12 protein-coding genes are annotated in these 14090 nt (G+C 58.2%); 8 read left to right on the top strand and 4 right to left on the bottom strand.

Annotation, left to right across the window (positions count from 1 at the left end; all coding sequences use genetic code 11):
* Positions 1 to 154: 154 nt before the first annotated feature.
* From iaaA to gsiD, 5 genes are read left to right on the top strand one after another with little or no spacing between them, the layout of a single operon-like run.
* On the top strand, positions 155 to 1120 hold the full coding sequence (gene iaaA / locus K7R23_RS22300; RefSeq protein ID WP_012905162.1) for a beta-aspartyl-peptidase: 966 nt from the start codon (positions 155 to 157) through the stop codon (positions 1118 to 1120).
* Positions 1107 to 2978: a glutathione ABC transporter ATP-binding protein GsiA gene (gene gsiA / locus K7R23_RS22295; RefSeq protein ID WP_024132554.1), complete on the top strand. Its 1872-nt coding sequence runs from the start codon at positions 1107 to 1109 to the stop codon at positions 2976 to 2978. The genes iaaA and gsiA overlap by 14 nt, the downstream gene beginning before the upstream one ends.
* A gap of 28 nt (positions 2979 to 3006) precedes the next feature.
* The gene (gsiB, locus tag K7R23_RS22290; RefSeq protein ID WP_024132555.1) at positions 3007 to 4545 is read left to right on the top strand and encodes a glutathione ABC transporter substrate-binding protein GsiB; all 1539 of its coding nucleotides are present in this window, start codon (positions 3007 to 3009) and stop codon (positions 4543 to 4545) included.
* Positions 4546 to 4562: 17 nt separating this feature from the next.
* Entirely contained in the window at positions 4563 to 5483 is a 921-nt protein-coding gene (gene gsiC / locus K7R23_RS22285) for a glutathione ABC transporter permease GsiC (RefSeq protein WP_012905165.1), read from the top strand.
* A gap of 2 nt (positions 5484 to 5485) precedes the next feature.
* The gene (gsiD, locus tag K7R23_RS22280) at positions 5486 to 6397 is read left to right on the top strand and encodes a glutathione ABC transporter permease GsiD (protein WP_012905166.1); all 912 of its coding nucleotides are present in this window, start codon (positions 5486 to 5488) and stop codon (positions 6395 to 6397) included.
* Positions 6398 to 6484: 87 nt separating this feature from the next.
* Here the strand turns inward: gsiD and rimO are convergent, their stop codons facing one another.
* Positions 6485 to 7819, bottom strand: a complete 1335-nt coding sequence (rimO, locus tag K7R23_RS22275; RefSeq protein WP_012905167.1) for a 30S ribosomal protein S12 methylthiotransferase RimO — start codon at positions 7817 to 7819, stop codon at positions 6485 to 6487.
* A gap of 266 nt (positions 7820 to 8085) precedes the next feature.
* On the opposite strand from rimO, the gene bssR reads away from it, so the two are divergent.
* Together bssR and K7R23_RS22265 are read left to right on the top strand one after the other, a co-directional pair.
* Positions 8086 to 8469, top strand: coding sequence for a biofilm formation regulator BssR (gene bssR, locus K7R23_RS22270; RefSeq protein WP_012905168.1), 384 nt, complete (start codon positions 8086 to 8088; stop codon positions 8467 to 8469).
* A gap of 107 nt (positions 8470 to 8576) precedes the next feature.
* Positions 8577 to 9692: a PQQ-dependent sugar dehydrogenase gene (locus K7R23_RS22265; protein ID WP_012905169.1), complete on the top strand. Its 1116-nt coding sequence runs from the start codon at positions 8577 to 8579 to the stop codon at positions 9690 to 9692.
* Here the strand turns inward: K7R23_RS22265 and K7R23_RS22260 are convergent.
* Positions 9689 to 10975, bottom strand: coding sequence for an ABC transporter substrate-binding protein (locus tag K7R23_RS22260; RefSeq protein ID WP_012905170.1), 1287 nt, complete (start codon positions 10973 to 10975; stop codon positions 9689 to 9691). The two genes, K7R23_RS22265 and K7R23_RS22260, sit on opposite strands and share 4 nt — an antisense overlap.
* A gap of 22 nt (positions 10976 to 10997) precedes the next feature.
* Entirely contained in the window at positions 10998 to 12089 is a 1092-nt protein-coding gene (locus K7R23_RS22255) for a glycoside hydrolase 5 family protein (protein ID WP_012905171.1), read from the bottom strand.
* Positions 12090 to 12232: 143 nt separating this feature from the next.
* Here K7R23_RS22255 and K7R23_RS22250 point away from each other — a divergent pair, with 143 nt between their 5' ends.
* Entirely contained in the window at positions 12233 to 13243 is a 1011-nt protein-coding gene (locus K7R23_RS22250; protein ID WP_012905172.1) for a LacI family DNA-binding transcriptional regulator, read from the top strand.
* Between the two features lie 46 nt (positions 13244 to 13289).
* Here the strand turns inward: K7R23_RS22250 and K7R23_RS22245 are convergent, their stop codons facing one another.
* Positions 13290 to 13916 carry a glutathione S-transferase family protein gene (locus K7R23_RS22245; protein WP_012905173.1) on the bottom strand — a complete coding sequence of 209 codons (627 nt, stop codon included), beginning with the start codon at positions 13914 to 13916 and terminating at the stop codon, positions 13290 to 13292.
* Positions 13917 to 14090 lie beyond the last annotated feature (174 nt).

Genomic DNA, 14090 nt, shown 5'->3' with positions numbered 1-14090 from the left:
CGCCTATTATGTCAGAAAACGGCTGGGGACTGTATGCCACCTGTGACGTAGGCGACGAGCCGAACCTTTACATGCCTGACGCATCTTTCTATATTCAAAAATCGAATCAATAACTCTTCAGAATTCTGATATTTGTAGTGGACGGACGGCAAACATGGGTAAAGCAGTTATTGCAATTCACGGCGGTGCAGGCGCGATCGCCCGCGCACAGATGAGCCAGCAGCAGGCGTTACGCTATAGCCAGGCGCTGTCTGATATTGTCGGGGTCGGGCAAAAAATGCTGGAGGCGGGGGAGAGCGCGCTGGACGTCGTCACTGAGGCCGTGCGGCTGCTGGAGGAGTGTCCGCTGTTCAACGCCGGGATCGGTGCGGTCTATACCCGCGACGGAACCCATGAGCTGGATGCCTGTGTGATGGACGGCAATACCCTGAAAGCGGGGGCGGTGGCGGGCGTAAATCAACTGCGCAATCCGGTTCTCGCCGCCCGGCTGGTGATGGAGCGTAGCCCGCACGTCATGATGATTGGCCCCGGCGCGGAACAGTTTGCCTTCGACCAGGGAATGGAGCGGGTCTCGCCTGAGATTTTCTCCACGCCGGAACGTTATGCGCAACTGCTGGCGGCGCGCGCCAGCGGCGAGACGGTGCTCGATCACAGCGGCGCGCCGCTGGATGAAAGGAAAAAGATGGGCACCGTTGGCGCGGTGGCGCTGGATTTACAGGGCAATCTGGCGGCGGCGACTTCGACCGGCGGCATGACCAATAAGCTTCCAGGGCGCGTCGGCGACAGCCCGTTGGTGGGCGCGGGCTGCTATGCCAATAATGCCAGCGTGGCGGTCTCCTGTACCGGTACGGGGGAAGTCTTTATCCGCGCGCTGGCCGCCTATGATATCGCCGCGTTGATGGAGTATGGCGGTCTGAGTTTATCCGAAGCCTGCGAGCGGGTGGTCATGGAAAAATTACCGGCGCTGGGCGGCAGCGGCGGCCTTATCGCCGTCGATCATGAGGGTAATGTCGCTTTACCTTTTAACAGTGAAGGCATGTATCGCGCCTGGGGGTATGCCGGCGATACGCCAACCACCGGAATCTACCGGGAACAGGGGGACGCCGTTGCCACACAGTGATGAGCTTGACGCCAGCGATGTGCTGACGGTCAGCAATCTGAATATCGCTTTTCATCAGGATCGCCTGCGTTTTCCGGCGGTGCGAAACCTGTCGTTTCGCCTGAAGCGCGGAGAGACGCTGGCGATTGTCGGCGAATCGGGATCGGGAAAATCGGTTACCGCGCTGGCGCTGATGCGGCTGATTGAGCAGTCCGGCGGCGAAGTTCAGAGCGAGCGGATGCTGCTACGTCGGCGTAACCGCCAGGTGATTGAGCTGGGCGAGCAAAGCGCCTCGCAGCTGCAGCGTATTCGCGGCGCCGATATGGCGATGATTTTCCAGGAGCCAATGACCTCTCTTAATCCAGTATTTACCGTCGGCGAGCAGATTGCCGAGTCTGTCCGTCTGCATCAGGGGCTGGGGCGGGAAGAGGCGATGGCGCAAGCCAGACGAATGCTCGAACAGGTGCGCATTCCGGAAGCGAAAATGGTTTTGTCACGCTATCCGCACCAGCTTTCCGGCGGGATGCGCCAGCGGGTAATGATTGCGATGGCGCTCTCCTGTCGCCCGGCGGTGTTGATTGCCGATGAGCCCACCACCGCGCTGGATGTCACTATCCAGGCGCAGATCCTGCAACTGATTAATGTTCTGCAGCAGGAGATGTCGATGGGGGTGATCTTCATCACTCACGATATGGGCGTGGTGGCGGACGTCGCCGATCGCGTGCTGGTGATGTATCAGGGGGAAGCCGTGGAAACCGGCGACGTACAGCAAATCTTTCGCGCGCCGCAGCACCCCTACACCCGGGCGCTGCTGGCGGCGGTGCCGAAGCTGGGGGCGATGAAGGGGCTGCCTTATCCGCGCCGTTTTCCGCTGATTTCCCTTAATGAACCGGAAAAACGCGAGCCGCAGACGGATCAAAATACGGTGGTGGAGGGCGAGCCGATTTTGCAGGTGCGCAACCTGGTAACCCGTTTTCCGCTGCGCAGCGGCATTCTGAACCGGGTGACGCGGGAAGTGCATGCGGTAGAAAACGTCAGTTTCGATCTCTGGCCGGGCGAGACGCTGTCGCTGGTCGGCGAATCCGGCTGCGGCAAATCCACCACCGGACGGGCGCTGCTGCGGCTGGTGGACACCCAGGCTGGCGAGATTATCTTTCAGGGCCAGCGAATAGATAATCTGCCTGCCCGCCAGCTGCAGTCTTTACGGCGCGATATCCAGTTTATCTTTCAGGACCCTTATGCCTCGCTCGATCCGCGCCAGACGGTCGGCTATTCCATTATGGAACCGCTGCGGGTACACGGGCTGCTGAACGGTGACGCGGCGGCAAAAAGAGTGGCATGGCTGCTCGAGCGCGTCGGCTTACTCCCTGAACATGCGTGGCGCTATCCGCATGAGTTTTCCGGTGGTCAACGCCAGCGTATCTGTATCGCCCGCGCGCTGGCGCTGAATCCAAAAGTAATTATTGCCGATGAGGCGGTTTCTGCGCTGGACGTGTCGATTCGCGGGCAGATTATTAATCTGCTGCTCGACCTGCAGCGGGATCTCGGCATAGCGTATTTGTTTATTTCCCATGATATGGCGGTGGTTGAGCGCATCAGCCATCGCGTCGCGGTGATGAACCGGGGACGTATCGTCGAGATGGGACCGCGCGCCGCGCTGTTTGAGAATCCGCAGCATCCCTACACGCGTAAGTTAATGGCGGCGGTTCCGGTCGCCGATCCCGGACGGCCGCGCCCGCAGCGGGTGCTGTTATCGGACGAGCTTCCCGGCAATATTTACCGGCGTGGGGAAGCGGTGGCGCCGGTTTCATTGCAACAGGTCGGCCCCGGACACTATGTCGCACCAGCACAACAAGAGAATGCGCTGTCGCGCTTATAACATTCAGGCAGGGTACAGGAGAAAAAAGATGATAAAATTCGTTCCCCGACATGGGCTACTGGCGTTTGGCGCGGCCTGCGCGCTGGCGGCTTCCCCGGCATTTGCGGCAAAAGATGTGGTGGTGGCGGTAGGCTCCAGTTTCACCACCCTCGATCCTTACGATGCAAACGACACCCTGTCGCAGGCGGTGGCCAAATCGTTTTATCAGGGGCTGTTCGGCCTTGATAAAGAGATGAAGCTGAAAAACGTGCTGGCGGAAAGCTACACTGTCTCCGATGACGGTCTGGTCTATACCCTGAAACTGCGTCAGGGGGTAAAGTTTCAGGACGGCAGCGACTTTAACGCTGAGGCGGTTAAAGCGAACCTTGACCGCGCCAGCAATCCCGATAATCACCTCAAACGCTACAACCTGTACAAGAATATTGCGAAAACCGAGGCGGTCGATCCGGCTACCGTAAAAATCACCCTGAAGCAGCCGTTTTCGGCGTTTATCAACATTCTCGCGCATCCGGCAACCGCGATGATCTCGCCGACGGCGCTGAAGAAATACGGTAAAGAGATTGGCTTCCATCCGGTCGGCACCGGTCCGTACCAGTTGGAAACCTGGAACCAGACCGATTTTGTAAAGGTGAAAAAATTCGCCGGCTACTGGCAGCAGGGCCTGCCGAAACTGGACAGCATTACCTGGCGTCCGGTTGCCGATAACAACACTCGCGCGGCGATGTTGCAGACCGGCGAGGCGCAGTTCGCGTTCCCGATCCCTTATGAGCAGGCGAGCCTGCTGGCGAAAAATAAAAATCTGGCGCTGGTGACCAGTCCTTCGATCATGCAGCGTTATATCAGCATGAACGTGACGCAAAAACCGTTCGATAACCCGAAAGTGCGTGAAGCGCTGAACTATGCCATCAACCGTCAGGCGCTGGTGAAGGTGGCGTTTGCCGGCTATGCGACGCCTGCGGCCGGCGTGGTGCCGCCATCTATCGCCTGGGCGCAAACCTACAAGCCGTGGCCTTACGATCCGGCAAAAGCGCGTGAACTGCTGAAGGAGGCGGGTTATCCGGACGGCTTCAGCACCACGCTGTGGTCATCGCATAACCACAGTACCGCCCAGAAAGTATTGCAGTTTACCCAGCAGCAGCTGGCGCAGGTTGGTATTAAGGCGCAGGTGACGGCGATGGACGCCGGGCAGCGCGCCGCGGAAGTTGAAGGCAAGGGGCAAAAAGAGAGCGGAGTACGGATGTTCTATACCGGCTGGTCGGCGTCAACCGGGGAGGCGGACTGGGCGCTGGCGCCGCTGTTCGCCTCGCAAAACTGGCCGCCGACCCTGTTTAATACCGCCTTCTACAGCAACAAACAGGTTGACGACGATCTGGCGCAGGCGCTGAAAACTACCGATCCGCAGGAAAAGGCGCGCCTGTATAAAGCGGCCCAGGATACCATCTGGAAAGAGTCGCCGTGGATCCCGCTGGTGGTGGAAAAGCTGGTCTCGGCGCACAGCAAAAAGCTGACCGGCTTCTGGATTATGCCTGACACCGGCTTCAGCTTTGACGATGCCGATTTGCAATAAGCCATGCCGGGAGCCTGATGCTTAACTATATTCTTAAGCGCCTGCTGGGGTTAATTCCGACCCTGTTTATTGTGGCGGTGCTGGTGTTTTTATTCGTGCATCTGTTGCCGGGCGACCCGGCGCGGCTGATTGCCGGGCCGGAAGCCGATGCGCAGGTAATTGAACTTGTGCGCCAGCAGCTGGGACTCGACAGGCCGCTGCTGGTGCAGTTCTGGCACTACATCACCAGCGTCCTGCAGGGGGACTTTGGAATGTCGATGGTCTCCCGGCGGCCGGTTTCTGAAGAGATCGCCAGCCGTTTTATGCCGACGCTGTGGCTGACCCTGAGCAGTATGTTGTGGGCGGTTTTGTTCGGAATGGCGGCGGGTATTATCGCCGCCGTCTGGCGCAATCGCTGGCCTGACCGCCTCAGCATGACCATCGCCGTTACCGGCATCTCGTTTCCGGCCTTCGCGCTGGGGATGCTGCTGATGCAGGTTTTCTCCGTTCAGTTAGGCTGGCTGCCGACCGTGGGGGCGGACAGCTGGCAGCACTATATTCTGCCGTCGCTAACGCTTGGCGCGGCGGTGGCCTCGGTGATGGCGCGCTTTACCCGCGCCTCGTTTGTCGACGTGCTGGGTGAAGACTATATGCGTACCGCGCGGGCGAAAGGGGTAAGCGAAACGTGGGTGGTGCTTAAGCACGGACTGCGCAACGCGATGATCCCGGTCGTTACCATGATGGGTTTGCAGTTCGGCTTTCTGCTCGGCGGCTCAATCGTGGTGGAAAAGGTCTTTAACTGGCCGGGGCTGGGCCGACTGCTGGTGGACTCCGTCGAGATGCGCGACTATCCGGTGATTCAGGCCGAAGTGCTGTTGTTTTCACTGGAATTTATTCTTATCAATTTAGTGGTGGACGTCCTGTACGCCGCCATTAATCCGGCTATCAGGTACAAGTAAGGATGCGATTACTTAACTGGCGTCGCCAGGCGATATTAAATGCCATGCCCCTGGTTAAACCCGGGCGGGTGCGGACTCCGTGGTATGAGTTCTGGCGGCGCTTTCGTCGCCAGCATGCGGCGCTGATTGCCGGTATCTTCGTGCTGGCGCTGATTATAGTGGCGATCTTCGCCCGCTGGCTGGCCCCCTTCGATGCGGAAAACTATTTCGATTACGACAGGCTGAATGAAGGCCCGTCGGCGCAGCACTGGTTCGGCGTGGATTCGCTGGGCAGAGATATCTTCAGTCGGGTGCTGGTTGGCGCGCAGATTTCGCTGGCGGCGGGGGTTTTTGCGGTACTGATTGGCGCGGCTATCGGTACGCTGCTGGGGCTGCTGGCGGGCTACTATGAAGGCTGGTGGGACCGGCTGATTATGCGCGTCTGCGACGTGCTGTTTGCCTTTCCCGGCATTCTGCTGGCGATTGCGGTGGTGGCGGTGCTCGGCAGCGGTATCGCCAACGTGATTATCGCCGTGGCGATCTTTTCGATTCCGGCGTTCGCCCGCCTGGTGCGCGGCAATACGCTAGTGCTGAAGCAGCAGACCTTTATTGAGTCGGCGCGCAGCATCGGCGCCAGCGACGCCGCCATTATCTTTAACCATATTTTGCCGGGCACCGTTTCGTCGATCGTGGTGTTTTTCACCATGCGCATAGGCACTTCGATCATTTCCGCGGCAAGCCTGTCGTTTCTCGGCTTAGGCGCGCAGCCGCCGACCCCTGAGTGGGGGGCGATGCTCAATGAAGCGCGGGCGGATATGGTGATGGCGCCGCACGTGGCGCTGTTCCCGGCGGTGGCGATATTTCTGACGGTGCTGGCGTTTAATCTGCTGGGCGATGGATTGCGCGACGCGCTGGATCCGAAAATCAAAGGGTGAGCCGCAGGCCTGATAAGACGCGTCAGCGTCGTCATCAGGCATTGCCGGATGGGGCATAAATGCCCTGTCCGGCTGCGTGGCTGGGAGTTAAACGCGCGAACCCCACAGATCGTACTCGTCGGCGTTTTCCACCTTCACGCGGATCACGTCGCCGGGTTTGACCCTGGTCTCACCGTTCAGATAGACCGCGCCGTCAATTTCCGGCGCGTCCGCCATACTGCGGCCAATTGCTCCTTCTTCATCCACCTCATCGACGATGACCAGAATCTCGCGGCCCACTTTCTCCTGCAGCCGTTCGGCGGAGATCTGCTGCTGCAACTGCATAAAGCGGTTCCAGCGCTCTTCTTTCACCTCTTCCGGCACCTGATCCGGCAATTCGTTTGCGCCAGCGCCTTCCACCGGGCTGTACTTAAAACAGCCGACGCGGTCAAGACGCGCTTCTTTCAGGAAGTCGAGCAGCATCTGGAAATCTTCTTCGGTTTCACCCGGGAAGCCGACGATAAAGGTCGAGCGCAGGGTCAGTTCCGGACAGATCTCGCGCCACTGTTTGATACGCGCCAGCTGGCGATCCACAGAGCCCGGACGCTTCATCAGCTTGAGAATGCGCGGGCTGGCGTGCTGCAGCGGAATATCCAGGTACGGCAGGATTTTGCCTTCCGCCATCAGCGGGATAACGTCGTCGACGTGCGGATACGGATAGACGTAGTGCAGACGCGTCCAGATGCCGAGCTTAGACAGCTGTTCGCACAGGCTGACCATGCTGGTTTTCACCGGTTCGCCGTTGTAAAAGCCGGTACGGTGCTTCACGTCCACGCCGTAGGCGGAGGTGTCCTGCGAGATCACGAGGATCTCTTTTACGCCCGCATCCACCAGGCGTTTCGCCTCGCTCAGCACATCGCCGATCGGACGGCTGACCAGGTCGCCGCGCATCGACGGAATGATGCAGAAGGTGCAGCGATGGTTGCAGCCTTCGGAGATTTTCAGGTAGGCGTAGTGGCGCGGCGTCAGCTTAACGCCCTGTTCCGGCACCAGGCTCAGGAACGGATTGTGCTGTGGCTTGGGAACGTAATGGTGAACGTGTTCAAGCACCTGCTCATAGCTGTGCGGGCCGGTGATCTCCAGCACCTTCGGATGGACTTCGCGGATCTGATCCTCTTTCGCGCCCAGACAGCCTGTCACAATCACCTTGCCGTTTTCGCTCAGCGCTTCGCCAATGGCTTCCAGCGATTCCTGCACCGCGCTGTCGATAAATCCACAGGTGTTAACGATCACCATGTCTGCATCGTCATAGCTCGGGACGACGTTGTAACCTTCAGTACGCAGCTCGGTCAGGATGCGTTCAGAATCGACAAGGTTTTTCGGACAGCCAAGGGAAACGAAGCCGATTTTCGGCTGATGGGTTAGTGTTCTGGTTTGTGACATGCTGATTTACTCACATTGCATCAATGGCGCGGGATTTTAACGGCATAGCGGCGGAAATTATACAGGAATGTGTGCGTCCCGACAGATTAGTTGCCAGCGGCGGCGAAAAGGCCATAGCTCAGCGTTGCTGATGGAGTACAAATGAATTATTAACATTGTAAATAATGTTAATTCCCGGTGAATTATTGATCTTTGGCAGCTTTTTGTACAAAAAACGACCATACTATTAAATTGCACTATGGCTGTAAAAAAAGGAGGAACGAAGTATGTTCGTTGACAGACTGAGAACCGACCTGCTGAACAGGCTGATCGACGCCAGGATTGACCTCGCTGCGTATCTGCAGCTACGGAAGGCGAAAGGATACATGTCAGTCAGCGAGAATGATCATCTGCGTGAAAACTTTTTTGAACTGAACCGCGAGCTGCACGATGATTCGCTGCGCCTGAATCTGCATCTCGATCAGGAAGAGTGGGAGGCGCTGCACCGCGCTGAAGGGGCATTAGCCGCTGCGGCCGTATGCCTGATGAGCGGACATCACGACTGCCCGACATTCATTGCCGTCAACGCAGATAAGCTTGACGCCTGCCTGACAACCTTAACGCTGAGCATCCAGAGTCTGCAAGCGCATTCGTCGCTTGAACACGCCTGACACAAGGGGGAGAGCGCTCCCCCTTCATCTGATTAAGTTTGTGTAAAAATTCCGGCGTTGCGCCCCTCGCTGTCTACGCTTTAAGCCAGAGTCAACAAGGAGGCGTTATGCGTCGTGTGCTTATTCCGCTCGTCCCGCTGCTGTTGGCGTCACCGCTTGTTCAGGCTGAAACGGCGGCGGTGAATGTCGAAGTGCTGCAAACCAAACTGGATCATCCGTGGGCGCTGGCGTTTCTGCCGGACGACAACGGGATGCTGATCACCCTGAAAGGCGGGCAACTGCGCCACTGGCAGGTGGGGAGAGGGCTTTCCGATCCGCTTAGCGGCGTGCCGAAGGTCTGGGCGAATGGTCAGGGCGGCCTGCTGGACGTTGCGCTTGCGCCGGACTTTGCGCAGTCGCGGCGGGTCTGGCTGAGCTTTGCCGAAGCCGATGCCGAGGGGAAAGCGGGCACGGCGGTTGGCTATGGCCGACTTAGCGATGACCTGTCGCGGCTGGAAAACTTCCGCACCGTCTTTCGCCAGACGCCGAAACTCTCCACCGGCAACCACTTCGGCGGACGGCTGGTTTTTGACGGCAAGGGGTATCTGTTTATTGGCCTCGGCGAGAACAACCAGCGACCGACGGCGCAGGCGCTTGATAAGCTGCAGGGCAAAGTGGTGCGTCTGACCGACGAAGGGAAAATTCCGCCGGATAACCCTTTTGTGAACCGGGACGGGGCGCGACCGGAAATCTGGTCATACGGCATCCGCAACCCGCAGGGGATGGCGATGAATCCGTGGAGCGACGTGCTGTGGCTGAACGAGCACGGCCCGCGCGGCGGCGATGAAATCAATATTCCCGCAAAAGGTAAAAACTACGGCTGGCCGCTGGCGACATGGGGAATTAACTACAGCGGGCTTAAGATCCCGGAAGCGAAGGGCGGCGAGGTGGAGGGCACCGAGCAGCCGATCTTCTACTGGCAGAAGTCGCCTGCCGTCAGCGGAATGGCTTTTTATCACGCCAGCACCTTCCCACAGTGGCAGCAAAAACTGTTTATCGGCGCGCTGAAAGATAAGGACGTGATCGTAATGAACGTCAATGGCGACACGGTCAGCGAAGAGGGGCGTATTCTGGGCGAGCGCGGGCAGCGGATCCGCGACGTACGCGTCGGACCCGACGGTTATCTGTATGTCTTAACCGACGAGTCCGACGGCGAACTGCTGAAAGTCAGCCCGCGCCGTTAGCGCATAATGCGCCGCAGCACGCGGTTAGCCTGTTGCTCAAACTCGCTGGCCGCTTCATCGATTGTCGCTTTGCCGTGATCGATTTTCTCTCTGGCGGCGGTAAACAGGGCGATAATTTGCGGATCTTCCAGCCACGGCATAATGACCGAATGGTTCGGCAATGATGCCGATTGCTGTAAGCCTGTCACCACCGGATCGTCGTCTTTCAGTATCCCGGCTTCTCGCAGTATTTTCTCACCCGCGGCGCTGAGCGGAACGCCGCGTTCCAGCCCTGTCGCCAGCACGCCTTCCGGCTGACTCATCAGGAAATCAATCAGCATTGCCGATTCCTGCGGGTGCTTGCTGTGCTTGCTGATGGAGAACATCAGCGCGGTTTTATTAAATTGCCCGGCATCTTTCGCGCCGGCGTGCATCGGGTAGGGGCCCATCACCAGATCGGACGGCCTGGCCAGGTTTTGCGATTCCGCCGGGTACAGCACGTTCCAGTTGTAGATGCCGCCCCATTCGCCGTTGATCCACGGTTTCATCTCGTAAAGGACCCCTTTGCCATAGGCGGCGAGCTTTTTGGCGTCGGGGATCACGTGCTGTGTGGTCAGCTGCTTATAGAACGTTAACGCCTCCACCCATTCCGCGTGGCTCCAGGCGATTTTGCGCTGCTTCTCGTCAACCATCGGCTTTTGATATTTCTGGTACATATAGGAGCGCACCAGCAGCAGGGCGTCCTGCTCAGAGAGGATCAGCGGATAGTAGTTTTCGCCGAGCTTCTCTTTAAATATCGGCCCGGACTTTAACAATTCTTCCCAGGTGTTGGGAAACGCAACGCCCGCTTTTTTCCAGGTCGCCGCATTGTAGTAAAACAGCATGACGTTCGATGAGACGGGAATCGCGTTGATTTTGCCATTGACGGTGGTGGTAGCCAGCGCCGCCGGAGAAAACTGGTTCAGGCCGATCGGGCCGCTGACCTTTTTGAGATCGTAAAAGCCATCGCCGTTTTTCGACAGCAGCGTCAGCCAGTTCCAGTTGGTTTGCAGTACGTCGGCTTCCGTCCCGCTGTTCATCTGGGTGGTGAAACGCGAGTAGTAGCCATCCCAGCCGGTATACTCCGCTTTCACTTTGATATTCGGGTATTTGGCCTCAAAGGCTTCCAGCGCCTTCAGGGTTGCCTGGTTGCGCACTTTTCCGCCCCACCAGGAAAAACGAATCTCCACCGGATCGGCGGACCAGGCGCTGGTTGTGGCGCTCAGGCCGCAGCAGAGAAGCAGAAATAACAGTGATTTTTTCATCGCGGAAATCCTCCCTTATGATTTACGTCCGCTTATGACCCCGCAGAAGGCGATAGTCAGTCAGGTGTTTCACCAGCCGCATTTCATCGTCGCACCAGGGGGTGCCGTCCGCTTTCAGGACATCGTGAAACCACAGAGACTGCGGCTCGGGATGGGTTTTATTGACCCCCGGCCACGGAAGCCAGGTTTGCGTTTTGCCCTGCACCAGGCCCCAGTGGTAGCAGCCGCTATCGAAGGCGCAAAACAGCGGAAGCTGCTCGCTGAAAATAGAGTGGGTATGGCGGGACAGCCATTCGGTGCACAGCACCGGACGCGCAAAGCGGGAAAGGTCATGCAGAAGCCGGGCCTGCTTCGCCGCCGGCACGTAGGCGTGGTAGCTGACAATATCTGAAAGCTCAATGGCGGCGACGTCGATGGGATGTTCAAGCGTGCCCCAGACCTCATGATCCACATGCCACGCGGCGACGGTCAGCGGCTGGGAAGGGAAGACGCTACGCGCCCAGCTAAAGACGCAGCGCAACAGGCGTAAGGCATACTCTTCCAGCTCCCCGTCCACTTCGGCGTATTCGGTGGGAGAAACGAATACCCCCCGGTTGCCAGGCTCGTTGTACAGATCCCAGATGGCGATGCGGCGGTCATCGGCAAAACAAGTGATAATATCGCGCACATACTCTTCCACCTGCGGCCAGCGGGCGGGGTCCAGCACAATCTTTCTCCCCGGGCTGGCAGCGGCCTGGCTGTTATGCACGCCGGGCCGGGGCGCCTTTTGCGGGCCATACCACGGCTCGTCGCCGGAAAATCCGCAATCGTCCAGCAGGGTCAGCATGACCTGAATCCGGTGACGCGCGGCGACGTCAAGAAAGGCGTCGATACGTTGCAGTAACCCGTCCCGGTCATGTAGCCAGACGACGAAGGGCAGATTGGTGCGCAGCGCGTTATAACCATAACTTTCCGCCCAGCCAAGTTCCTCTTCAATCACCGCTAAATCAAAGGTGTCGGCCTGCCACATTTCGGTCCAGTTGACCGCCGTTCGCGGCAGATAGTTGAATCCGCAGGCCCAGCCATGATGTTCGTACCATGCCTGCGCCTGCGGGATAGTCCATTGTTGTTGCATGATTTTTCTCCTTGCTAATAATATTAGCTAATTTTCATTAGCTTCAGAATTGATGCAATGGAAAAACGAGGAAACTGTAAAGGCGTTCACAAATTAACGGTGCGGGGAGTGTGGTATAGTCTGGCGAGGCAGAAGGAGTTGATATGCAAAAGAAGAATAAGATAACCATGAGTGATATTGCCCGCGAAGCCGGGGTGTCGCAGGCGACGGTTTCGCTGGTGCTGAATAACAGCCGCACGATTCGCTTAAGCGACGCCACGCGGGAGCGGGTCTTCCAGGCCGCGCAACAGCTGGGGTATCAGAAAATGATCGTCGCGCACCGTCTGGAAGGACAGGAAGAAATTGCGCTACTGGTCAGCGGGATGCCGGGCTACGATCCTTTTGTCGATGCGCTGAGCGAGGCCAGCAGTACCGCCTGGCATCACGACATGCTGCTGTCGGTTTATGACTATAGCGATGATATCGAACTGGCGCGGCTTATTCTGCAACAGCTTGCCCAGCGTCACTGCGCCGGGGTTATCTTTGCCAGCCCGGTGACGCGGATCTTTGACTTTTCAGCGCTGGAAAACGCAGTCCGGATGCCGGTGGTGCTGCTCAACCAGTACGATCCGACGCGTCCGCTATTGCCGACCTTTTTGCCCGACGATAAAGCCAACGCCAGCCAGGTCACCCGCCATCTGCTCGATCAGGGCGTGACGCGCATTGCGCATATTATGGGCGATGAGTGGATGGACGCCAGCCGTATGCGTCTGGAAGGCTATCAGGAAACGCTCCTTGCGGCGGGGATCGCGCCGGATGAACGGCTGATTCGTCAGACCGACTGGTCGCTGAACGCGACCTACCGCGCGACACAGGAACTGATGCAGTTGTCCGAGCCGCCGGAGGCGATTTTTTGCGCCAGCGACTGGATGACGCTGGGCTGCTATCAGGCGCTGGCCGCCGCCGGGGTGCGTATTCCGCAGGATGTGCTGGTGTGCGGTTATGACGATCAGCGCATTTCGCATCAGCTGACGCCGCAGCTTACCAGCATCCAGCTGGCCTATAACGAACTGGGCAAAATGGCGGTTGAGTATCTGTGCCAGGGCGATGATAACGCGACGCACTGTAAGCTGGTGGGCAAGCTGCAGGCGCGCGGCAGTAGCCAGCGCGCCTGATGGATGGCCGGACGGCGCAGCAACGCCGGTTCCGGCCCGAGGGCGATTAGCTGACCGGGATCATCACTATTTTGCGAAACGCCGGGCGTTCGGTAAGCTGCTGATACCAGCGTGTCAGATGCGGACGCGGGGTCCAGCTCAGGCCAACGTTAAACAGGTTATAGATGAACGGCGCGATAGCGATATCCGCCGTGCCGAACTCTTTCCCGGAAAACCAGGGCTGATTTGCCAGTTCAGCGTCGAGAATGGCAAACAGCTCATCGCAGCGTCTGGCTCCGGCGTCGATAGCGGCCTGGTCGCGCTGTTCCGGCGGGGTGCGCACCAGTCCCAGCAGGATGACGCGATGCGCCGGGCTTAAGGTCTGGTTGGCCCAGTCCATCCATTTTTCGCCTTCAGCGCGGCGCGCCGGTGACTCGATCCACAGGCGCTTCTGACCATACTGCGCCGCCAGAAAACGCACGATAGCGTTCGACTCCCATAGTACAAGGTTGTTCTCATCATCACGCAGTAGCGGCACCAGCCCGTTTGGATTCATCGCCAGGTAATCGGCGTCCTGATTGCCTCCGTACTGACCGCCCGCCAGGATATGTTTAAACGGCAGTTCCAGTTCTTCGAGCGTCCACAGCACTTTCTTCACGTTGGTTGAGTTATTCCGGCCCCATAGCGTAATCATCGTTCCTCCCAAAAAAATGGACAGCCTCAGGCTGCGTTCACCTGACATGGTGAGATAAAGCTGACTTTTACGCAACAGGGAACAAAAAAAAGCGGCTGCCTGCAGCGTAGCGGGGCGTTATTGCATAAACTTTAAAAACTTTACCAACATACGGTTCCCATACGCATCTTAGTG

It is taken from the genome of Citrobacter rodentium NBRC 105723 = DSM 16636, assembly GCF_021278985.1.
GTDB lineage: Bacteria > Pseudomonadota > Gammaproteobacteria > Enterobacterales > Enterobacteriaceae > Citrobacter_A > Citrobacter_A rodentium.
Note: the sequence above shows the minus strand (reverse complement) of the source record. Positions and strands in the feature narration are given on the sequence as shown.